Genomic DNA, 21,768 nt, shown 5'->3' on the forward strand with positions numbered 1-21,768 from the left:
GCCATGGAAGCAACGTCCCGAAGAAGGAGAGTCCTGGTCGTCGGAGGAGGCACCTCCGGAAACACCACGGCCGTCCTGCTGCGGCGGGCCGGCATCGACGTCGACCTCGTCGAGGCACGGCCGGACTGGAACGTACGCGGTTCCGGCATCACCCTTCAGGGCAACGCCCTGCGCGTGCTGCGCGAGACCGGCGTCTGGGACGAGGTCCGCGAGCACGGCTTCGCCTTCGACGCCCTGGGACTGACCGCCCCCGACGGCACCGTGCTCCACGTCGGCGACGTCCTGCGCACCGGTGGAGACGACCTCCCCGCCACCCTCGGCATGCAGCGCCCGGTGCTCCAGCACATCCTCGCCGACGCCGTCCGGGCATCCGGCGCGACCGTCCACCTCGGCACCACCGCCGAGATCGTCGCCCAGGACGACACATCCGTGACCGTCCGCCTCAGCGACGGCACCGAGGGCCGCTACGACCTCGTCGTGGCCGCCGACGGCCTGAACTCCGCGACCCGCGCCGCCATCGGCATCGACGCCCGGCCCGAGCCGACCGGCATGGCGATCTGGCGGACCCCGGCGCCCCGCCCCGCCGACGTGGAGCGCAGCGACCTCTGCCACGGCGGGCCCTGCTACATCGCCGGATACACGCCCACCAGCAAGGACACGGTCTACGCCTTTCTGGTCGAGCGCAGCCGCGACCGCGCCGCCGTCCCGCCCGGGTCGTACGCACAGGAGATGCGCCGCCTCGCCGCGGGCTACGGCGGGGCCTGGCACGAGATCCGCGACTCGATCACCGACCCGGAGCAGGTGAACTACACCTGCTTCGACCAGATGCTGGTGGAGGGGTCCTGGCACCGCGGCCGGGTCGTCCTCGTCGGCGACGCGGCGCACTGCTGCCCGCCCACCATGGCCCAGGGCGCGGCGATGGCCCTGGAGGACGCCTGGGTGCTGAGTCTGCTGCTGACCAGCGGCTCCGCATGGGACACGGACCTGCTGACGCGCTACTACGAGCGGCGGATCGACCGGGTCCGGATGGTCGTCGAGGCGTCCGTGCGGATCGGGCAGTGGCAGCTCGACGGGGTGCACGGAGACGTGCCCGGCCTCATCGACGCCACCATGACCGCGCTCAAGGAGCTGCCGTGACGTCCCATGCCGACGCGTCCCGACGCGCGACCGTGGACGTACACGCACACCTCCTGATCCCCGAGGTCGAGGCCCTGGTGGCCGGGCTGCCCGGGCTGGCCGAGGCCAGGGAACTGGAGGCCCGCCGCAACGGCCCGGCGTCCCTCGCGGTCAGCGGCCCCATGGTCCGCACCGCCCTCCCGAGGGCCACCGACGTGTGGCTGCGGCTGGCCGCGATGGACGCGCAGGGCGTGGACGTGCAGGTGGTCAGCCCTTCGCCCTCGCACTACCACTACTGGGCGGACGAGGAGACGGCCGAGAAGGTGTGCCGGCTCGCGGCCGAGGCCACGGCCGCACACTGCGCCCAGGCACCCGACCGGCTGTACGGGCTCGGCCTGGTCCCCCTCCAGCACCCGCGGCAGGCGGTGCGGGCCCTGGACCAAGCCCTGGAACAGGGGCTGCTGGGCGTCGAGATCTCCAGCCACGCCCCGGGGCGGGAGCTGTCCGACCCGGCGTACGAGCCCCTGTGGGCCCGGGCCGCCGCGACCGGCGCGATCCTCTTCCTGCACCCCTTCGGCTGCACCCTCGACGAGCGCCTGGACCAGTGGTACCTGTCCAACACCGTCGGCCAGCCCACCGAGAACGCCGTCGCGCTCTCGCATCTGATCTTCTCCGGGGTCCTGGACCGGCACCCCGAGCTGAAGCTGATCGCAGCCCACGGAGGCGGCTATCTGCCCACCCACATCGGCCGCTCCGACCACGCCTGGTCGGCCCGTGCCGACGCGGGCGCGGGCTGTGCCCACCTGCCCAGCAGCTACCTCAAGCACCTGTACTTCGACTCCCTGGTCCACGACCCGCACGTCCTGCGGGCCCTGATCGACGCGGCCGGCGCGGACCGTGTGCTGCTCGGCTCCGACTTCCCCTTCGACATGGGCACCGAGGACCCGGTCGGCGCCCTGCGCGCCGCACACCTTCCCGACGCCGACTTCCACGCCGTCCGCGGCGGGAACGCGGCGGCCCTGCTGCGCCTGACCTGAACCCCACAGAGGAGGAACCCCCACCATGAGCGCACGTCCGCTGACCCATCTGCGCCACGTCGACCTCGCCGTACCCGACTACGACAGGCAACTCGACTTCTACGCCGGCGTCTGGGGCCTGACCAAGGTCGCCGAGGACTCCGGCATCTCCTTCCTCGCCGCCGAGGGCAGCCCCGAACAGTACGTCGTACGCCTGCGCAAGGCCGAGGAGAAGCGCCTCGACCTGGTCTCCTACGGCGCCGGGTCCACCGAGGACGTGGACACCCTCGCCGAGCAACTCCTGGCGGGCGATGTCCAGTTGATCTCCCGGCCGGGCAAGATCGACACACCCGGCGGCGGGTACGGCTTCCGCTTCTTCGACGTGGACGGCCGTACCGTCGAGGTCTCCGCGGACGTCGCCGTACGGCAGCACCGCAGGATCGAGGAGAAGGAGTCCATCCCGGTCAAGCTGTCGCACGTCGTGCTGAACTCGCCGGACCTCGACCGGACCCGTGCCTGGTACGAACGTCACCTCGGCTTCCGCCACTCCGACACGCTCAGCTCACCGTACGTCGGCGACGTCATGCACTTCATGCGGATCAGCAACCAGCATCACTCCATGGCCATCGCCAAGGGCCCGCACACCTCCCTGCACCATGTCTCCTTCGAGATGCGCGGCCTGGACGAGTACATGCGCGGCTCCGGCCGTGTGATGCGGGCCGGCTTCCAGAAGGTCTGGGGCCCCGGCCGGCACATGGCGGGCGACAACACCTTCACCTACTTCCTCGACCCGCACGGCAACACCGTCGAGTACACGACGGAGTTGGAGCTGCTCGACGAGGACACCTGGCACCCCCACGTCTACGACTTCTCCCAGCCCGAGGTCACCGACCAGTGGGGCACCGCCAACCCCATGAACGAACTGGTCGCCAAGGAGTCCTTCAACGACGTCGACCGCGGCGTGTTCGTCGCCCCGCCGGTCTGACCCCCCCCGGAGCCTGGAGCCCCCATGCGTTTCGCCACCTATGCACACCGAGACCGCCACCGGGTCGCCGTCGTCGCGGAGGACGGCACCCTCCTCCCGGTCCCCGGGGCGCGCTCGCTCACCGAGCTGATCGGCTCCGGTGACGGACTCGACGCGCTCCTGGACGCCGGCGCCGCCACACTCGACGTCCCGCCGGGCCCCCATGTGTCCGAGGTGCGGCTGCTTCCCCCGCTCCAGCCGCCCACGGTGCGGGACTTCGTCACCTTCGAGGAACACGTCGAAGGGGTACGACGCTCCGTGGACGGCGTCGGCGGCGTGCCCGAAGCCTGGTACGACGCCCCCACGTTCTACTTCACCAACCCGTACGCGGTCGTCGGAGCCCACGACGACGTCCCGGTGCCGCCGGGCAGCGCCGTCCTCGACTTCGAGCTGGAGGTCGCCGCCGTCATCGGCCGGGAGGGCCAGAACCTGACCCCGGAGCAGGCACGGGACCACATCATCGGCTACACGGTCCTCAACGACTGGTCCGCCCGCGACCTCCAGTCCCGCGAGATGCAGGTCCGCCTCGGCCCCTGCAAAGGCAAGGACACGGCCACCACACTGGGCCCGTACCTGGTCACCGCCGACGAACTGGAGCCCCGCCGCGACGCCGACGGGTTCCTGCGTCTGGCGCTGACCGCCGAGGTCAACGGGGAGGTCGTCGGCCGGGACCTGCTCTCCAACATGAGCTGGACCTTCGAGGAGATGGTCGCCCACGCCTCACGCGGCACCTCCGTCCGCCCCGGCGACGTGCTCGGCTCGGGCACCTGCGGCAACGGCGGCTGCCTCGCCGAGCTGTGGGGCGTCCGCGGCGAGCAGACCCCGCCCCCGCTGAAGCCGGGCGACACCGTCACGCTCACCGTGGAGGGCATCGGCACCGTCTCCAACACCGTGGTTCCCGGCGAGGATCCGGTGCCGCTGCCCACCGCCCGGCGCCGCAGCAGGGAGCGGCCGTGAACGACACGCACCCCGGAAGACTCCTCGGCAAGGTCGTCGTCGTCACCGGCGCCGCGCGCGGCCAGGGAGCCGCCGAGGCCGAGGCCCTGGCCCGCGAGGGGGCCCACGTCATCGCCACCGATGTGACCTACGCCCCCGGCTGCCGCCGCCTCGACGTCACCGACGAGACACAGTGGGCCCAACTCGCCGCCGAACTGCGGGAGTCGTACGGTCAGGTGCACGGCCTGGTCAACAACGCCGGCATCACCTGGCGCGCCCGGCTCGGCGAGGTGACCCCGGACGACATCGCCCGGGTGCACGCCGTCAACGTCACCGGCCCGCTCCTCGCCATGCAGCACCTGACGCCGCTGATGCCGCCCGGCTCGTCCATCGTCAACGTCGGCTCCACCGCCGCGCTCACCGGGCACTACCCGATCGCCTACACGACGAGCAAATGGGCGCTGCGGGGTCTGTCGAAGGCCGCGGCGACCGACCTCGGCCCGCGGGGCATCCGCGTCAACACCGTCCACCCCGGCTATATCGAGACCGAGATGACCGCCTCCGCCGCGGCTGCCTTCCGCGAGGCGAACATCCGCGAGACCCCGCTCGGCCGCACCGGCACCGTGGACGAGGTCGCCCCGCTCGTCGTCTTCCTCCTGTCCGCCGAGTCCTCCTTCATCACCGGGGCCGACATCCCGGTCGACGGCGGACTCACCGCCCACGGCGGCGCCAAATCCCTCTCGGACGCGGTGAGTTCGCCCCCTGCCGGGCAGGCTCCCGCGAGTCCGGTGCAATCCGGTCCGAGGCGTTCGGGCCCCTGACGATGACCGAACGGCCCGGGACGCACCTCAGCCGAAGAACACTCCGAACTCGTCGTACAGCGACGGATCCACCGACTTGATCCTGCCGCGGGTCTCGTCGAGGGGAACGCGGACGATGTCCGTGCCGCGCAGGGCGACCATCGTGCCGAAGTCGCCGTCCTTGACCGCGTCGACCGCGTGCAGCCCGAAGCGTGTCGCCAGCCACCGGTCGAAGGCGCTCGGCGTGCCACCGCGCTGGACATGGCCCAGGACCGTCGTGCGGGCCTCCGTTCCGGTGCGCCTCTCGATCTCCTGGGCCAGCCATTCACCGATGCCGGACAGGCGGACGTGGCCGTACTCGTCCAGGGACCGGTCCTTGAGGATCATCCGGCCCTCCTTGGGGACGGCTCCCTCGGCGGCGACGACGATCGGCGCGTAGTTGATCTCGAAGCGGCTCTTCACCCATGCGCAGACCTGGTCGATGTCGAAGGGCCGCTCCGGGACGAGGATCACGTTGGCGCCGCCCGCGACCCCCGCGTGCAGAGCGATCCACCCGGAGTGCCGGCCCATCACCTCCACCACCAGCGTGCGCATGTGCGACTCGGCGGTGGTGTGCAGCCGGTCGATGGCCTCGGTGGCGATCCCTACGGCCGTGTCGAAGCCGAAGGTGTAGTCGGTGCCGGCCACGTCGTTGTCGATGGTCTTGGGCACGCCGACCAGTTTGATCCCCTGGCGACTGAGCTCGGTGGCCGCACCCAGGGTGTCCTCGCCGCCGATCACGATGAGCGCGTCGACCTGGTGCGCGGCCAGGGTGTCCCGGATACGCCGCACCCCGTCGTCATGCTTGAGGGGGTTGGTACGGGAGGAACCGAGGATGGTCCCGCCGCGGGGCAGGATCCCGCGCACCTCGGCGATGCCCAGGGGCAGCACCCTGTCGCGGAGGGCGCCGAGCCAGCCGTCGCGCAGTCCGACGAACGTGAAACCGTAGGTCTGGGTCCCCTTGCGGACGACACTGCGGATCACGGCGTTGAGACCGGGGCAGTCACCGCCGCCGGTCAGTACTGCGATCTTCATGGCTTCCTCCCTTTCCCCCGGGCGGAGGCCGGCAGGTGTTCCCGGAGAGCCAGGTGCCTCTTTCTCCATCATGAGCGTCCGGGTCTTCGGCGGCGACTTTCCGTGGGAGGCCGCCGCGGTCGGCGGTGCCCTTGTGCGTGTGCACGCCGGGTGCCACCGGGCGCGTCCGGTGTGGGTGGTCACCCGGGAGGCTGAATTGCAGGTCGGGTGGGGGCGGACGGCGCATGAGGGCGGGTGGGGCAGGAGATGCAACGGGGGAGGGGCGTGGCCGACAGCAAGGAGAGTGCATGTGAATGCCGTCGCGTTCAGCGCGGACTTCTCCTCGGAAAGCCAGTGGGTGGCGGGCCGGTCCTGGGCCTATCCGGACGGAGGACCCACCAACCCGGACGACAACAAACTCGACCACCTCACGGCGGACCCCGAGTGTTCGCGGCTGGGCACGTTCAGGGCCCGGCGCAGGACGGACGGTCTGTGGGACGCCGGGCTGCTGACGACCGAGGGGAGCGCCGAGGGGTTCATGGTGCGCACCGGGGACCACCTGGAGGCCACGGTACGGCTCCCCACCCAGCTGGGTGCCTGGCCCGCGATCTGGACCTGGCGGGACGGCGGCAACGAGGTCGACGTCTTCGAGTACCACCCCGACAACCCTGACCTCCTCGAGCTGACCAACCATGTCCGGCAGGGCCGGCGCTATGTCCGCCACGACGCGGTGCGTCCGGGGGCCGTCATCGATCTGGGCGTGACCTTCGGCCGGCGCAGTGTGGTGTGGACCCTGAACGGCGAGCGGATCTTCGCCGACGGCCGTGGCGTGGGCTCCGGCTGGAAGGCCTACCTCATCGTCAACCTGTCGGTGTGCGCGGGCCGTTACCACCCCGCCCCCGACCCCGAGACGGCCGAGATGTCCTACGAGGTGAGCCGCCTTGTGGTCACCAGACCGTCAGGGGGTCGCCCGACGGATGACCCGCCCGAGGCGGATCGGCCCGTCGGAGGCGGGGTCGAGGATGCCTGACCTCGCTCACCGATGAGTTTCGTTGTGCCCGGTGGTCCAATACGGCACAACGAAGCGAATGGGGAGCCCGATGGACAAGGCGCACACGCATCCGACGACCATCGCCCGGCGCATGTTCGAGCTCTTGGAGCCGATCTGCCTGGTGACCTTCATGGCCGACGAGTGCAATGAGGAGCTGGCCGCGCTCGGCCACCGCACCTACTGGGACGGCTACTTCGCAAGCCGTGCCGCCCCGCTGGGGCTGGTACCCGCGCAGGTCGTGCACGCCGCGTTCTACAACTTCGCCGACGGAGAGGCCGCACGGCACATCCCGAGCGCGTGGGAGACCATCCCGCCCGCTGCCTCCGTGGCCGCGCGGGAAAGGGGCAGCGCGGCCTCCCTGCGGCGGATCCTCGGTGACGAGCTGGCCGGTTCCCCGGGTTTGGTACGCGCCGCCGACCTGACCACCAAGGCCGCGATCAGCGCACCCACAGAGGGCCGGGTGATGTACGCCGGGATGCGGACCCTGCCGGTGCCGAGCGACCCGGTCGCCCGGCTCTGGCACTCCGCGACCATGCTGCGCGAGCACCGCGGTGACGGGCACATCGCGGCACTCGTCGGCGCACGCATCGGCGGCACGGAAGCCCATGTGCTCTCCGCGCTGGAGCAGGGCATCCACCCGCCGGAGTCGTTCGGGCGCATCCATCACCTGCCCAAGAAACGGCTGGCCGCGGTCATGGACGGCCTGCGCGAGCGCGGGCTCGTCGACAGCGAGGGCTGGTTCACCGACGCCGGCCGCAAGACCAAGCAGCACATCGAAACCGTGACCGACGAACTCGCCGCCTCACCCTACGAGGCTCTGTCTCCCGCCGAACTCGACGAGCTGATCGCCGAGCTCGAACCCCTCACCGCAGTCCTGGTGGCCGCGGGATCGCAATGACGGTCAGTGCGCCTGCGGTACGTCGATGATCTTGCCGTTCTTGTCGAGCGTGTGGGTCTCCCAGTACACGTCCCACTTGTCGCCGACCACCTGCGGCACCTTGCCCTTGGGGTATCTCGCGTACCCGGAGGTCGGCTCCTCCCCGTCCGACACGCAGGCGGAGCCGGTCGAGCCCACGTACAGCACGGGGTACTCATCGCTGCTGCAGATGTTCTCCTGGTACTCCCACCCCGCGCATCCCGTGAGCATGAGCGCCGCTGCCGCGCTCGCCAACACGGCGCCGACGCCCGCCCTTTGACGCCGCAGGCCGGAGTGGGCAGGGCGGTCGATGCGAGGCGTGGTCATGATGTTCTCCCTGTTGTTGTCCGGTGTGCCTCCACTCTCGTCGCCGGACGGCGGCCGCCCCCTGAGCACTCGTACTCAGAGGCGGCCGCGCAGATGCTCAATCTTTCGAGCGATGGGCTCAGCGCCACCCGAGGGCCGGAGCCACGTGGGTCAGGATGCTCTCGATCACGTGGGCGTTGTAGGCGACTCCGAGCTGGTTCGGCACGGTGAGGAGGAGGGTGTCGGCGGCGGCGATCGCTTCGTCCTCGGCGAGCTGCTTGACCAGCACGTCGGGCTCGGCGGCGTAGGAACGGCCGAAGATCGCGCGGGTGTCGGCGTCGAGGTAGCCGATCTGGTCCTTGGAGTTGCCCTCACGGCCGAAGTAGGCGCGGTCGCGGTCGTCGACCAGCGCGAAGATGCTGCGGCTGACCGACACCCGCGGCTCGCGCGTATGCCCCGCCTCCCGCCACGCCTCGCGGTAAACCTCGATCTGCTTGCGCTGCTGGACGTGCAGCGGTTCGCCGCTCTCGTCGTACTTGAGGGTCGAGCTCTGCAGGTTCATCCCCAGGCCGGCCGCCCATGTCGCGGTGGCGTTCGAGCCGGACCCCCACCAGATCCGGTCCCGGAGGCCTTCGGAGTGCGGTTCGATGCGCAGCAGCCCCGGCGGGTTGGAGAACATCGGATTGGGGTTGGGCTGCGCGAATCCCTCGCCCGTCAGCACCTCGAGGAGCCGCTCGGTGTGGGCGCGTGCCATGTCGGCGTCGGTGGCCCCTTCGGCCGGCAACTGCCCGAAGTGGCGCCAGCCGTCGATGACCTGCTCCGGGGATCCCCGGCTGATGCCGAGCTGCAGCCGGCCACCGGAGATCAGGTCGGCGGCGCCCGCGTCCTCGGCCATGTACAGCGGGTTCTCGTAGCGCATGTCGATCACGCCGGTGCCGATCTCGATCCGGCTGGTACGTGCGCCGATGGCCGCGAGCAGCGGGAACGGCGAGGCGTAGTGCCGCGCGAAGTGATGGACGCGGAAGTACGCGCCGTCGGCGCCCAGCTCCTCCGCGGCGACCGCGAGGTCGATCGCCTGGAGAAGTGCGTCCGCTGCGGTGCGCGTCTGCGAGTGCGGCGACGGCGTCCAGTGCCCGAAAGACAGGAACCCGATCTTTTTCATACCGCTTTCAACAATCAAGGTGGGCGTTCATTCCCCGCGGCCTGCGGCGTGGGCGTACCTATGACGCGACCCGTGCGAGCCAGTCCGTACGGGTGCGGCGTGCTGTGGCCGAGATGTGTGCCTGCGGATACAGGGCGTCGAAGCCGTGGAAGCCGCCGGCCCAGACGTGGAGTTCGGCCTGGCCGCCGGCCGCCCAGATGCGGGTGGCGTAGTCGGTGTCCTCGTCACGGAAGACCTCCGCGGAGCCGGTGTCGATGTAGGTGGTCGGCAGGTTGGAGAGGTCCTGGGCCACGGCCGGCGACATGTACGGGGAGACCTCGGCGTCGGTGAGGTCTCCGAGGAGCGAGCGCCATCCGAACGCGTTCATCTCGCTGGTCCAGACGCCGGGGGTACCGGCGTACTGGCGGCTGGAGGTGGAGGCGTTGCGGTGGTCGAGCATGGGGCAGATCAGCATCTGCGCGGCGATCGGGGGACCGTCCAGGTCGCGGGCCAGCAGGCCGACGCCGGCGGCGAGTCCGCCTCCCGCGCTGGCGCCGGCGACGACGATCCGGGCGGGGTCGATGTGCAGGTCGGCGGCGTGTTCAGCGACCCACAGCAGTCCCTGGTAGCAGTCGTCGACCAGGGCGGTCCCGGTGGCTTCCGGTGCCAGCCGGTAGTCCACGGAGACGACGACCGCGCCGAACCGGTCGAGCCACTCCAGCGGGATGTCGATCTGGGAGTAGCGGTCGCCCATGATCATTCCGCCGCCGTGGATCCAGTAGATGCAGAGGGCGGCCGCGCTGGGATCGGTGTGCGCGGGGCTGAGGACGGTCAGGGGGATCGGGGTGCCGTCCTTGGCCGGCACGGTGATCTCGCGCCGGTCGACCTGTCGCTGCTGGAGAAGGGATTCGACGGGTGTCGAGGGCAGTTGACGCAGTTGTGCGAGGACCTCGGGGGTGAGCTGGGACATGAGAGGCATGTCGGCGAGGAGTTCACGCAGTTCGGGGTCCAGGGCGGGGCGTGCCAAGGTCATGGTCGTCGTCTTTCGTCGAGGTGTCGGACGGTCGGGCTGGGAAGGGCGCCTGGTGCCGGGGTGGCGGGACGGGGGTCCGATCAGGTGTTCACAAAGGCGGCCTTGCCGCCCACGGGGACGTGATCGGTGTACTCGGGCTCCCGGGCCAGCAGCGGGGCGATCTGCGCCACGAGGGCCTGAGCGGCCGTACCGGCGAAGATGCGGTGATGGTCGTCCTCGCTGGTCCAGCCCTCGGTGACATGGATGACGTCCGGGGCGGACGCGGAGCGGGAGACCAGGTAGACGACGCAGTGTTCGCTCGCGCCGGGGCTGCCCTCGTTCAGGCCGGTCAGCAGCAGGTCGATCAGCCGGTCTCCCAGGGTGGGCTTGGCGGTGAGGGTGGCACTGAAGCCGTATGTGGCGTTCACGGTCGTCCTTTCGGCCGGTGGTGGAGTGAAGTGACTCCATTCAAACGGCCTGACCTGCGGAAACGATAGAACGATGCTCGCCCGCACTTGCACGATCCTCGCGAAGACGGGAGCCATGGCCCACAAGGGTGCTGCAATGGCTCCATGCCTCTCGAAGAGCTCCGAACCCTGCTCGCCCGGCACGCCGGGCCGGATTGGACGACCGCCATCGACGGCGTCCTCGTCTCCAGGGTCGACCGCCCCGATCCGCCGGCCCCGTCCATGTCCGGCATGGTGCTCGCGGTCATCGCCCAGGGCGCCAAACGACTCGCCCTGGGCGACCGGGTCTACGAGTACGGTCCGGGGCAGTTCCTGGTCGCGTCCGTCGACCTCCCCGTCACCGGACAGTTCACCCAGGCCGCCCCCGAGGAGCCGGCCCTCGGCTTCGGACTCATCCTGGATCCGTCCGCCGTCGCCGAGTTGCTCCTCCAGGCCGGTCCCGGAGACACCCCTCGCACCGGAGGGGGCGCGCCCTCCGCGATCGCCGTCAGCGATGCTCCGCCCGCCCTGCTCGACGCCGTGGTCCGGCTGCTGCGGCTGCTGGACGAGCCCCGCGACCGGGCCGTACTCGCGCCGCTCGTCAAACGCGAGATCCTGTGGCGGCTGATCACCAGCGAGCAGGGCGCGGCCGTCCGTCAGCTCGGCCTCGCCGACAGCAGCCTCAGCCATGTCTCGCGCGCCGTGCGCTGGATCCGCGAGAACTACGCACAGCCCTTCCGGGTCGAGGACGTGGCCCGCATGTCGGGCATGAGCGCCTCCGCCTTCTACCGCAACTTCCAGGCGGTGACCGCGATGAGCCCCATTCAGTTCCAGAAGCAGATCCGGCTCCAGGAGGCCAGACTGCTACTCGCCACTCACCCGGGCGATGTCACCGGGGTCGGCCAGCGTGTCGGCTACGACAATCCCTCCCAGTTCAGCCGGGAGTACCGCCGTCAGTTCGGCGCACCGCCCAGCCGGGACGCCGCGCGCCTGCGCGAAGCCGTGCGCGCCCCCACCAGCGTCCTGCCCTGAGCGACACAGCCTGAGCGCAGGAGGATCGAGCAAGGGGCAGCGAGGATAGTTCTAGTGTTCGTGCAGGTCAGAGCGGTCCAATGGGGTTGTTGATTCTTCGGCGGAGCAGGAAAGTGCCAATGCTCCGCGCATCCCACCACAACGCCGAGGGGCACAGCATGAAGACCGTTCTGATCACCGGTACCTCGTCCGGATACGGCCGGGCGACCGCCGTCCACTTCCACGAGCAGGGGTGGAACGTCATCGCCACGATGCGCACGCCCCGTACCGGCGTCCTGCCGGAATCGGACCGGATGCGCGTCGTCCCACTCGACGTGACCGAGCCGGCGAGCATCACGGCCGCGATCGAGGCGGCGGGCCCCATCGACGCCTTGGTCAACAACGCGGGCGTGCCCTCGATCAGCGTGTTCGAGGGCACCCCGATGACTCAGGTGCGGGAGGTGTTCGAGACCAACACCTTCGGCGTCATGGCGACCACGCAGGCGGTGCTGCCCCAGTTCCGCGAGCGCGGCTCAGGTGTGGTGGTCAACGTGACCTCCAGCGTGGTGCTGGGTCACATGCCGCTCTCCGCCGTCTACAAGGCGAGCAAGTCGGCCGTCGAGGGGTTCACTTCGTCCCTCGCGCTCGAACTCGCGCCCTTCGGCGTCCGGGCGAAGACGGTTCAGCCGGGCGCCTGCCTGACGACGAACTTCGCCGCCCGGGCCACGCAGGGCGCCGCACCGGACGAGCTGGTCCCGGCGCCCTACGCGCCGTGGGCGAAGAAGGCCATGAACTCCTTCACCGGCCAGGAGCTGTTCACCAAGGAGACCGATGTCGCCGAGGCGGTGTGGCGGGCCGTCCACGACACGACCGGCCAGCTGCGCTTTCCCGCGGGTCCGGACGCGCACTGGCTCGCGCAGGCGAAGTAGCCGACCGAGCAGGCCGTTTGGAACGTACACCGACACCGACATCGTGGCGTCAACTGTGTTGTGTGGGCGCGGGTGTTGTTCTCGCCGAGTTCCAGGGCGGCCTGGGTGTCCGTGCGAGCGTGTTCGAACGCCCGGATGACGCCGAGATCGCAGCCCGCCTCGGTGCGGCTCTCACCGATGCGGTCGCTCGGTCCTCCTCGCCTCCCTCCCCGAAAGGGCCTTTGTCGGCGGGGTTCTCGCGCCGTGACGGTGGTTGCCGCTGGAGGGCGGGCCGGAACTCAAGGCTGATCGAGACCTGAAAGCCGAGCGGCCCGAGCGGCTGGAAGGCGTGCCGCTCGGGCCGAGCTCCGCAAGGGGGCGGTGCGTATCAGGAGGTGGGACGCCGGCCTCGGAGATCAGGGGGCCTGAAAGCGTCGCACCTCAGCAGGACGCTCAGTAGGAAGCGGTGCGGTCCTCGTAGATGCGGGCGCCGCTGTCCCACATCCCCTTCGCGTACGACGTGACATTGGCGTCGTTGACCATGCGGGTGTAGCAGTCGGTGTCGCCGTTGGGCACGGAACAGGAGTACTCACGCCCGTCGCTGTTGCGGTGCACCGTGGCGTACGGGGTGAACTGGTCCCGCGTGTCATAGCCCGCGTTGGAGATCCGGGCCCAAGCGGCGCGGCAGCTGGGGCTGTAACGGAGTTCGAGCAGCGCCTGCCCGAGTCTGGTGCTCTCCACGGTCCGCGCGTCGCCCTGGCAGTAGACGGAGGGGTCCTTGCCGTCGCAGGCCGACCCCGAGCACGCCGTGGCGGCCGCGTGAGCCGGCGTTCCCGCGAGCAGTCCGCCGCCTGCCAGCAGAAGCGCGGCCGCGGTGCGTACCCAGGTGGTGCTGTTCCTCATCTGTTCTCCCATGTCCGTAACGCGGAGTTGAGCCAGTGACGGGGCCGTCGTCGGCACCGACGGCGACACGGTGGCGGGCTCTCCCGGAATCGGACAAGCGGAAGGGAACCGCCTGGGACGCTGACACTCTCACTCGCCCCCTGAGCTGCGTGTTCGTGGTGCGGCTGGGAGCCGCCTGGGATGCGGGCGGAGCGTCCGTCGGCATCCGGAACGACCAACTCCCGCCTCGGTCAGGCAACTTCTGGCACATTGGACCGCCGGGATCGTGACCGCGTCCCGAGTCGGTGGAGCATCGGGCCGCCGGCATGCGCCGACAGGGGGGTTCTCCGTGAACCAATACAAGGAGGTCGAGCGGCTCGCCGCTCAGCTTCGCGCGCTGAAGGAGAGATCCGGGCTCAGCTACGACGCTCTCGCGCAGCGGGCCGGCATCAGCCGTTCCAGCCTGCACCGTTACTGCGCGGCTTCGTCGGTCCCGCAGGACTACGGCGTCGTGCACCGCATCGGCACGGCCTGCGGTGCCACCTCCGCCGAACTGCGCGAACTGCACCGGCTGTGGGCTCTCGCCGACACGGAGCGCGAGAGGCGGGTGCCGCAGGAGGAGAGCGCGCACGGCGATGTCGTACGGGAGAAGGCCGAAGCCGGGCAGGCAGCGGTGGCTGACACCGAGGTAGCGGATTCCGCAGACCCGGTCTCGACCGCGACTGAGAACCCGGCTTCCGCTCCCGGCCCCGAGGAGCCGAGGACAAAACCCGGTCGTCTCCCGGTGACTCGTCGGACCCTCGCTCTGACCGCCGCAGCCGCAGTCACCGTTCTCGGGACCGTCGGCTGGGCCATGTCCCTGACCTCCACCCCCCAGGAGCCGGCCGACAAGGCAGATCCACGAACCCTGTTCTCCGCCCCCTGCTCGCCCGTCGTGAGCATGGGCCAGCACGACGAGTGCGTACGCGAAGTACAGACGCTGCTCGAGCGTCGTGGCGCCGTCATCGGCGTGGACGGCGACTTCGGTCCCCAGACCCTGCGCCGAGTGACGGCTTTCCAGGTCATCGCCGGACTCCCGCCGAACGGCGTCGTCACGACCGACACCAAGACGGCGCTCTACGAGTCGAAGGCCCGCATGGACACCTGGTCGCCGGAGAAAGCCCGCCAGCGTATCCGCGAGGTCTTCGACGAGGCACCGGACGACGCCGTCGCCATCGCCGACTGCCAGTCCTTCCTGGACCCCCTGCACATCCTGCCGAACACCAACGGCAGCAGGAACTGGGGCCTGTTCCAGATCTCCGACACCCGGTTGCGCGAACTGGGCGGGACCCCGCTCAAGGCGCTGGACCCCGAATGGAACATCCAGGCCGCGAAACGCCTGTGGTCCCGCGACCGCGACTTCCACGACTGGCCACACTGCGAGCGCGCCCTACGGGGCAAAGCACCGGCCACCCCGTCTTCGGCCTCGCCTACGGCCTCGAAGAAGAACTGACCGCGGGATCGCACGCCGGGTTGTGTCAGGGTTGGGGCTTCCACACGGCCCCTGACCACGGGAGGTGGGGTAGCGGCTCGCTGGGGCGGACCACGACGACCGAGCCGGGGCTCCGTCGCCGCTTGGTCGACGGCGCGTCGGCGTCGTCGACCAAAGCGATGAAGCGAGTGCGCTCCGCGTCGCCCAGCCGCCCCTCCACCTGAGCGCGCTCAAGCGCCGGGCGTCCACGTCAACTCGGTGGTCACCAGGCCGGCGTGTCCGGATCGCCGACCTGCCCCCCGTGCGGCAAGACCGACGCCCGCGACGCCTAGCTGAACATCGCGAGGTGGGCGGGGACTGCCCTTAACGTTCGAGCCTGTGTGACTTTTTCGAGATAGACGACATCGAGTTCGTGCCGACTGACACCGACACGTGCGCCGTTAGCCAGGAACGGCCCCTGCGGCCCTGGCTTCGTCGTCCGAACGCACGGAGCTCATCTCCGACTGCCTGGATGTACGGATCCGGCGTAGTCGCGCGTGATGCCGAAGCGAAATGCGCATGCAGCGACTGCGGGGACGGGGCAGGATCGCGGGCATGTCAACCGATGTCAGCGGAGTGATCGAGTGTCGGCCGGGGGCCCGGCTGTGGGGACCGGAGGACGAGGACTCGGTATGGGAAGCCGGCATCGACCTCTTCCTGCTCAACAGGGGCAACGCCTACGACGGCTTGGCCTGTCTCTTCGGCATTCGCAACTCCTTTGGCTTCCGGCCCCTGGCCGAAGGGCGCGGCTTCCCACATGACGCCTCGGATGGGCTGCGCAGGGACTTCTTGGCCTACGGAGGCCCGGACGACGTGCACGGAACTACCTGGCTGACCTGGGCTGAGCTCGAGGCCACCGACTGGCAGGAGACAGACGCCTCCGGCACACGAAGCCGCGCCGCAGCCGCGGGGACCGACACCGACTGGGGTCGGGTCTGGCGCGTGATGTCTGTTCTCAGCGAGGTCCACGGCCCGGAAAACGTACGCCTCGTCGTCTGGTTCCGCTGATACCCGAGTGAGCGCTCCAGTTGGCGAACGGTGCCGACTGGAGCGCTCAGTTACACCCGAAATCGCTTGTCCCCAGGTCGGACGTCGACCAGGATCACCTCATGACGACCAGAAAGGGCCATGCCCTCTAGGCGCCCCGCTCCGCTCTCCACCGCTCGCGCGCCGCCGATCGCCGCACCGCAGTGCCCGATGGCCGTGACCGACCGCCCACTCAGGAGAGCCCACCGTGCAGAAGACCGTCCTCGTTCCCTACGCCCACCTGCCCCAAGCGCACCACGACCGCCACGTCCTGACCAGTACCGTCGACGTTTTCGGCGGCGCCCACTGGCTGCTTGCCGAACGCGCTCCGCAGCCCGGCGGCGATGTCCTGCCCTTTGACGCGCTGGTCGTTTCCGTCGATCCGGGCGGCAACGTCGAACTCACCGAGCTGAGCGCCGTGCGGGCCCGCTGGCCGCGCCTGGACCGCCTGCCCGACGGCGGGTTTGTCGTCGCCGCGTCTCGCGTCCGCCGATACGAGGACGCGAACCAGGTCCAGGTCTTCGACGCGCTCGGCCGTGAGGCCTCGTCCTTCTCCGTCGGGGACGCCATCGAGCACCTGCTCGTGGACGAGGCCAGCCGTATCTGGGTAGGGCACTTCGACGAGAACCCGGTGGGAATCCGCTGTTGGAGCGCCACGGGCCGGCTCGCGTGGACGTCAGATGACGCCCGCATCCCCGGTCTCTTCGACTGCTACGCCCTGAACGTGTCGGGCACCACCGCCTGGGCGTGCCCATACACGGACTTCCCGCTCGTCGAGATACGCCCCGACCGCACCGATCGGCCCGTGAGGGTGTGGGCGAACCGCGTACGGGGCGCCAAAGCGGTGGCCGTCCATGGTGAGCGGGTCGCCTTCTACGGCGGCTACGGCGAGGAGCGGGACCGACTTGCCCACGGAGAGATCATCGAAACATCCGTCGAGTCAACGGACGTCGGGCTGCTCACGCCGCCCGATGGCTCTGCCCCCGGCCGTCGGCGGGTTGTCGGCCGAGGAAGCAGGATCTACGTCCAGTCCGAGCCGTTCACAACCTGGGGCGTGTTCGACCTCAGCAGCTGATACCCGGCACTGGAAAGCCCATTTCTACCCGATCCTCGACCATCCGTTCACGCCGGGGAATTGCGCTGACACCCCGAGACCGCGACCGTCTCCAGGATCAAGTCGACGCCGCAGCAACCGTCATCGCCGCCCTGTACGCCGAGAACGCGGCTCTCCGTGAGCAGATCTCGAGCCAGTCGGCGATCGTCGTACCTCTTGCGTCACGACGGTGACGCCGCTCGTCATCGAGCTCAGCCGGAGATGCACCCGCTGTCTCGTGAGACATCTAAAGGTCTGGAGAACCCTGGTTTGCGTGGACGGCCCCGCCGCATGCCCCGACGGTTGTACGCCGACCGAGGTTACGACCTCGACAAGTACCTTCGCCTGCTGTGTAAGCGCGGCATCAAGCCCGTGATCGCCCGACGTGACCTCGCCCATGGACCCGGACTGGGCAAGGTGCGCTGGGTGGTCGAGCGCGCCTTCGCCTGGCTGCACCAGTTCAAACGGCTCCGCATCCGCTACGTACGACGCAGCGATCTCCATCAGAGCCTGCTTGAACTCGCCTGCAGCCTCATATGCCTCCGCCGCCTCAGAGCCTGATTCTGAAACGCTCGGTAAGTCATCGCCGATGCGGCCTCTGTTACGGGTGCAGCACACCCTGCCGCCCCCCAGTCCCGCAACGTGCTCCCCAGCGACACCCCTGCATGCGTCATCAATCCCCGACCATTGTGTTTCGGCCACGCCTACTCATAAGCTTTCCACTTGGCAGGTATTGAAACGATTCAATACCTGCACAGGGGAGGGACACCCCTGTTCCAGCGCGGTGCGCTCATGAGAGGAATCCGATCCGTGACCGAGGAGAACAGAAGTGCGCTGAGCCGTCGGCACATGCTCGGCATCATGACGGCCGCAGCAGCCGGAGCCTCGCTCCCGCTGGCGGCCGCGTCGAACGCCGTGGCATCGGCCAGGCCCGGTTCCGCACCCGTGGACCTGCGGGTCAACTCCCGGGTCGAACCCCTGGGCACACAGACGGCGCCGGCGTTCAGCTGGGTTCCCCAGGTGGCCAGGCAGACCAGGTACGAGATCCAGGTCGGCACCAGGCCCGGCAGCGCCGACGTCTGGCGCAGCGGCAGGGTGGCGAGCTCGAACAGCACCGCGGTGGCCTACGGGGGCGGCGCGCTGCGGTCGGAGCAGCCGTACTTCTGGCGCGTTCGGAGTTGGGACGAGAACGAACAGCCCGGCCCCTGGAGCGAGCCCGCTGTGTGGGAGACCGGTCTGCTGAAGGGGGAGAAGGACTGGTCCGGCGCGCAGTGGATCGGTGGGCGCGTGACGCAGGACCACGACTGGAAGGACCTCACCGCGACCGTCGTCTTCCGCGGCGGCAGCGACCCCACCGCAGGCCTCTCCCTGCTGCTGCGCGCCGAACCCATCGGCAAGACCTGGGGCGAGGGTCTCAACTGGACGATCCGCCAGAGCGGCGCCGACATGCAGCTGGTCATGAGGACGAGTCACTACGCGGGCAACACCTGGGTGGACGACGGCACTTCCGAGCCCGACTGGGGTGTCAACCACTACGACCCCCAGAGCGAGACCAACCCCACCACCGCGGGCACCCGCAGCGTTCCGGTCGGCACGGTCACCCTCCCCGCCTACACCGGACTCACCAAGGACACCTGGGCCACCCGCGACCACACGGTGCGGGTCGCCGCCCGCGGCCTCACCGTGACCACCACCGTCAACGGCGTCGAAGTCGACAGCCGTGCGCTCTCCGGGGACCAGATCCGCCGCCACGGCAGCTTCGGCTTCGCCGGCGGTACCTCCGCCACCGTGCGCAGCGTCGAAGTGACCGGCACCGGCGCCCGCGACTTCGCGGTCGACCTGACCATGGGCGCCAACCCGTTCGAGAACGGCATCAGTACCCTCGACGGTCTGACCTTCCCGCCGAAGAACCCCTACATCCCGTCCAAGAACAGCGTGCTGCCCATCGCCAACCCGGCTCCGGTGCTGCGCCGCGCGTTCACGCTGCCCCGCGGACGTCGTATCGCCAAGGCGCGCCTGCACCTGAGCGCCGCGGGCAACGTCGGCTTCACCGTCAACGGCGGCCCGATCACCGTCGACGGACGGCGGGCGAACCCGGGCCGGACCAACGTCCCCCGGCTGCTCACCGACCAGAGCACCTACGACCGCACGGTCCTCTACGACACCTTCGACGTCACCGAGCTGCTGGAGGCCGGCGGACCGAACGTGCTCGCCGCCGAACTCGGACGCGGCTGGTACGGAGTGACGACCCCTCAGGAGTGGTACTGGCAGCTCGCCCCCTACGTCGGCCAGCCCCGCTTGCGCGCGAAGCTCGTCGTCACGTACACCGACGGATCGGCCACCACGCTCGTCACCGACCAGGACTGGCTCACCGCGGACGGACCCACGACGTTCGACTCCGTCTACTCGGGCGAGAAGTACGACGCCCGGCGCGCGGACCAGCTGGGGGAGTGGCGCTCACCCGGCCACCGCCCCGGCCGCGGCTGGCGTCCGGCCACCGTCCTGCTCCCGCCGGGCAGTTGCTCCGGCCCCTCGCCCAAGTACCACGGCGCGCTCCCCGCCACGACGATCCCCGAGGGCTTCAAGCCCGCCGTGCTGCGCGCCCATGAGGCCGAGCCGGTGCTGGTCGACCGGACGCTGCGCCCGGTCTCGCTCACCGAGACGGCGCCCGGCTCGAAGACCTGGGTCCTGGACTACGGCCAGATCCTGACCGGCCTCGTCCACCTCCAACTCACCGGCATACGCCCGGACAAGGAGGGGCTCACCCTGCGCATCCGCGGGGGCAACCGGATCGTCGCCGGCGACGGCACGGCCGCCTCGCCGCTCTCCGTCGAGGAGGAGAACTTCCAGCACGACGCCAACCTCCAGACGCACTACTACACCGTCGGCAGCCGCTCGGCCCAGAGCTGGGAACAGCAGTTCAGCCACTTCGGCTTCCGCTACCTGGAGGTCATGAACCTCGAAGCCGTCCTCGGCCGCGCCCCCGACCTCACCCGCGACGCGGACGTCCTGACCGTCGGTGTCGCCCGCACCGGTTTCGCCCGCACCGGCACCTTCACCACCGACAACGCCCTGCTCAACCGCCTCCAGCGCAACCTGGAGTGGGCCGAGCAGAACAACCTCGTCCAGAAGCCCACCGACACCCCGTCCCGGGAGAAGAACGGCTGGACCGGCGACGCCATGGCCAGCTCCGAGTCCGAATGCCTCACCTGGGACGTCAACGCCGTACTCACCACCTACCTGCGGCACTTCCCCGACAACCAGATCTCCACCGGCCAACTGCCCATGATCGTGCCCGTCGCCAAGGGCGGCTACGGATACGACCGCACACCGGGCTGGAACGCCGCGTGGAAGGCGGTCCCGGCCTGGGACTCGGCGTACTTCGTCATCCCGTGGGAGCTGTACGCGTACTACGGCAACAGCAGCCTGTTCGCCGAGCTCTACGACCACCAGGACAGTCTCCTGAGGTACTACGAGACGCTGTTCACCGCCGAGAACGGCTACAAGTTCGAGGCCTCGCTGGGCGCCTACTCGGGCGCCGAGCCCCCGGGCAGCAACGCCGTCATCAGCCTCGCCTTCTACATCCACTTCTGCGACTACATGGACGAGGTGGGAAGCCGCCTCGGCCGCACCGAACGGGCCGCCCACTACGCCCGGTTGGCAGGGACGCTCCGCAAGGCGTTCATCGCCAACTACTGGGACCCGTCAAAGGGTTGCTTCACCCAGGGCAGCATCTCCAGCGAGAACGCCATGGCCATCGCCTTCGACCTGGTCCCCGGCTCCGACCTCGCCCCCGACGACCCCCGCCACCTCGCCGGGACGCAGACCGTCGAGGAGAACAAGAAGGCCCTCGCCGAGCTGCTCGCCGACCGCATCGTGGCAGCGGACCAGCACATCCAGAACGACATGTACGGCTCGCGCTACGAGTTCAACATCCTCAGCGAGTACGGCCACACGGATGTCGCGCTGAAGGCCGTCACCCAGACCGGCGTCCCCGGGTACGTCCACCAGATCGCCAAGGGCGCCACCTCACTGTGGGAGCAGTGGACGGACCGGCTGTCGGTCGACCACCACTACCGGTCCAACGTGGCGACCTGGTTCTACCAGAGCCTGGCCGGCATCAGGCCGACCTCAACTGCCTACGAGACGCTGCGCATCCGCCCGTACATCCCCGCGGCCGCGGTCAACAGCCGGGTGCCGAAGGACGTCCAGGACACCGACCTGGCACCCTCGACCCTCGACCAGGTCAGCGCCTCCATCGACACCGTGCGCGGCAAGGTGTCGTCGACGTGGCGGCGCCGCCCGGACGGCAGGATCGACCTCGCGGTCGGCGTCCCGTACAACACGGAGGCCGAGATCTGGGTGCCCACCCAGAACCGACCCGTCACCGCGCCCCGGGGCGCCGCCTTCGTCCGCGATGACACGTCCGGCGGTGCTGCCTACAAGGTCTACCGGGTGAGGGCGGGCCAATACCGTTTCAACGCCGAATGATCCCGTCCGGCAAGCCACGGTCGCCTGAAC

The 21,768-nt window shown here is 69.8% G+C and carries 19 protein-coding genes and 1 pseudogene; 14 read left to right on the plus strand and 6 right to left on the minus strand.

Annotated elements, in window-relative coordinates; all coding sequences use genetic code 11:
* The first annotated feature begins 3 nt into the window (after nt 1–3).
* From ACFULQ_RS17685 to ACFULQ_RS17705, 5 genes are read left to right on the plus strand one after another with little or no spacing between them, the layout of a single operon-like run.
* Nucleotides 4–1,137, plus strand: a complete 1,134-nt coding sequence (locus tag ACFULQ_RS17685) for an FAD-dependent oxidoreductase (RefSeq protein ID WP_383544489.1) — start codon at nt 4–6, stop codon at nt 1,135–1,137.
* Complete coding sequence (locus ACFULQ_RS17690) at nt 1,134–2,153, plus strand: amidohydrolase family protein (RefSeq protein WP_383544492.1); 1,020 nt, start codon at nt 1,134–1,136, stop codon at nt 2,151–2,153. Before ACFULQ_RS17685 ends, ACFULQ_RS17690 begins: the two co-directional genes overlap by 4 nt.
* A gap of 25 nt (nt 2,154–2,178) precedes the next feature.
* Nucleotides 2,179–3,117: a VOC family protein gene (locus tag ACFULQ_RS17695; RefSeq protein WP_383544495.1), complete on the plus strand. Its 939-nt coding sequence runs from the start codon at nt 2,179–2,181 to the stop codon at nt 3,115–3,117.
* A 24-nt stretch (nt 3,118–3,141) separates the two neighbouring features.
* Nucleotides 3,142–4,113 carry a fumarylacetoacetate hydrolase family protein gene (locus ACFULQ_RS17700; RefSeq protein ID WP_383544498.1) on the plus strand — a complete coding sequence of 324 codons (972 nt, stop codon included), beginning with the start codon at nt 3,142–3,144 and terminating at the stop codon, nt 4,111–4,113.
* Nucleotides 4,110–4,913 (plus strand): SDR family NAD(P)-dependent oxidoreductase, encoded by an 804-nt coding sequence (locus ACFULQ_RS17705; protein WP_383544501.1) that lies wholly within the window; start codon nt 4,110–4,112, stop codon nt 4,911–4,913. The genes ACFULQ_RS17700 and ACFULQ_RS17705 overlap by 4 nt, the downstream gene beginning before the upstream one ends.
* A gap of 27 nt (nt 4,914–4,940) precedes the next feature.
* Here ACFULQ_RS17705 and ACFULQ_RS17710 read toward each other — a convergent pair whose 3' ends face one another.
* Nucleotides 4,941–5,966: a 6-phosphofructokinase gene (locus ACFULQ_RS17710; RefSeq protein ID WP_383544505.1), complete on the minus strand. Its 1,026-nt coding sequence runs from the start codon at nt 5,964–5,966 to the stop codon at nt 4,941–4,943.
* A 289-nt stretch (nt 5,967–6,255) separates the two neighbouring features.
* Here ACFULQ_RS17710 and ACFULQ_RS17715 point away from each other — a divergent pair, with 289 nt between their 5' ends.
* Together ACFULQ_RS17715 and ACFULQ_RS17720 are read left to right on the plus strand one after the other, a co-directional pair.
* Nucleotides 6,256–6,975, plus strand: a complete 720-nt coding sequence (locus tag ACFULQ_RS17715) for a beta-glucanase (protein ID WP_383544508.1) — start codon at nt 6,256–6,258, stop codon at nt 6,973–6,975.
* A gap of 70 nt (nt 6,976–7,045) precedes the next feature.
* Nucleotides 7,046–7,894: a MarR family transcriptional regulator gene (locus ACFULQ_RS17720; RefSeq protein ID WP_383544511.1), complete on the plus strand. Its 849-nt coding sequence runs from the start codon at nt 7,046–7,048 to the stop codon at nt 7,892–7,894.
* A gap of 3 nt (nt 7,895–7,897) precedes the next feature.
* Here ACFULQ_RS17720 and ACFULQ_RS17725 read toward each other — a convergent pair whose 3' ends face one another.
* The 4 genes from ACFULQ_RS17725 to ACFULQ_RS17740 all read right to left on the minus strand — a co-directional run bounded on the left by ACFULQ_RS17725 (nt 7,898) and on the right by ACFULQ_RS17740 (nt 10,799).
* Nucleotides 7,898–8,239: an SCO0607 family lipoprotein gene (locus ACFULQ_RS17725; RefSeq protein WP_383544514.1), complete on the minus strand. Its 342-nt coding sequence runs from the start codon at nt 8,237–8,239 to the stop codon at nt 7,898–7,900.
* A gap of 118 nt (nt 8,240–8,357) precedes the next feature.
* On the minus strand, nt 8,358–9,380 hold the full coding sequence (locus tag ACFULQ_RS17730) for an LLM class flavin-dependent oxidoreductase (RefSeq protein ID WP_383544516.1): 1,023 nt from the start codon (nt 9,378–9,380) through the stop codon (nt 8,358–8,360).
* Between the two features lie 58 nt (nt 9,381–9,438).
* A complete protein-coding gene (locus tag ACFULQ_RS17735; protein ID WP_383544519.1) occupies nt 9,439–10,392 on the minus strand; it encodes an alpha/beta hydrolase fold domain-containing protein in 954 nt (317 codons plus the stop codon).
* 80 nt (nt 10,393–10,472) lie between these two features.
* Nucleotides 10,473–10,799, minus strand: a complete 327-nt coding sequence (locus tag ACFULQ_RS17740; RefSeq protein WP_383544522.1) for a putative quinol monooxygenase — start codon at nt 10,797–10,799, stop codon at nt 10,473–10,475.
* 144 nt (nt 10,800–10,943) lie between these two features.
* Here ACFULQ_RS17740 and ACFULQ_RS17745 point away from each other — a divergent pair, with 144 nt between their 5' ends.
* Both ACFULQ_RS17745 and ACFULQ_RS17750 read left to right on the plus strand, forming a co-directional pair.
* Nucleotides 10,944–11,849, plus strand: coding sequence for an AraC family transcriptional regulator N-terminal domain-containing protein (locus tag ACFULQ_RS17745; RefSeq protein WP_383544525.1), 906 nt, complete (start codon nt 10,944–10,946; stop codon nt 11,847–11,849).
* A gap of 158 nt (nt 11,850–12,007) precedes the next feature.
* The gene (locus ACFULQ_RS17750; RefSeq protein WP_383544528.1) at nt 12,008–12,757 is read left to right on the plus strand and encodes an SDR family oxidoreductase; all 750 of its coding nucleotides are present in this window, start codon (nt 12,008–12,010) and stop codon (nt 12,755–12,757) included.
* Nucleotides 12,758–13,189: 432 nt separating this feature from the next.
* Here ACFULQ_RS17750 and ACFULQ_RS17755 read toward each other — a convergent pair whose 3' ends face one another.
* Nucleotides 13,190–13,639, minus strand: a complete 450-nt coding sequence (locus ACFULQ_RS17755; protein ID WP_383544531.1) for a DUF2690 domain-containing protein — start codon at nt 13,637–13,639, stop codon at nt 13,190–13,192.
* 328 nt (nt 13,640–13,967) lie between these two features.
* Here ACFULQ_RS17755 and ACFULQ_RS17760 point away from each other — a divergent pair, with 328 nt between their 5' ends.
* The 5 genes and pseudogenes from ACFULQ_RS17760 (at nt 13,968) to ACFULQ_RS17780 (ending at nt 21,738) form a co-directional block, all read left to right on the plus strand.
* On the plus strand, nt 13,968–15,110 hold the full coding sequence (locus tag ACFULQ_RS17760; protein ID WP_383544534.1) for a helix-turn-helix domain-containing protein: 1,143 nt from the start codon (nt 13,968–13,970) through the stop codon (nt 15,108–15,110).
* 537 nt (nt 15,111–15,647) lie between these two features.
* Complete coding sequence (locus tag ACFULQ_RS17765) at nt 15,648–16,136, plus strand: hypothetical protein (RefSeq protein WP_383544537.1); 489 nt, start codon at nt 15,648–15,650, stop codon at nt 16,134–16,136.
* A 226-nt stretch (nt 16,137–16,362) separates the two neighbouring features.
* Complete coding sequence (locus ACFULQ_RS17770) at nt 16,363–17,229, plus strand: hypothetical protein (RefSeq protein ID WP_383544540.1); 867 nt, start codon at nt 16,363–16,365, stop codon at nt 17,227–17,229.
* A 285-nt stretch (nt 17,230–17,514) separates the two neighbouring features.
* Nucleotides 17,515–17,808, plus strand: a pseudogene (locus tag ACFULQ_RS17775) (transposase); the annotation flags it as partial.
* A 249-nt stretch (nt 17,809–18,057) separates the two neighbouring features.
* Nucleotides 18,058–21,738, plus strand: a complete 3,681-nt coding sequence (locus tag ACFULQ_RS17780; protein WP_383544543.1) for a family 78 glycoside hydrolase catalytic domain — start codon at nt 18,058–18,060, stop codon at nt 21,736–21,738.
* The last annotated feature ends 30 nt before the right edge of the window (nt 21,739–21,768 follow it).

Source organism: Streptomyces sp. NPDC057253, from assembly GCF_042669125.1.
Taxonomy (GTDB): Bacteria; Actinomycetota; Actinomycetes; order Streptomycetales; family Streptomycetaceae; genus Streptomyces.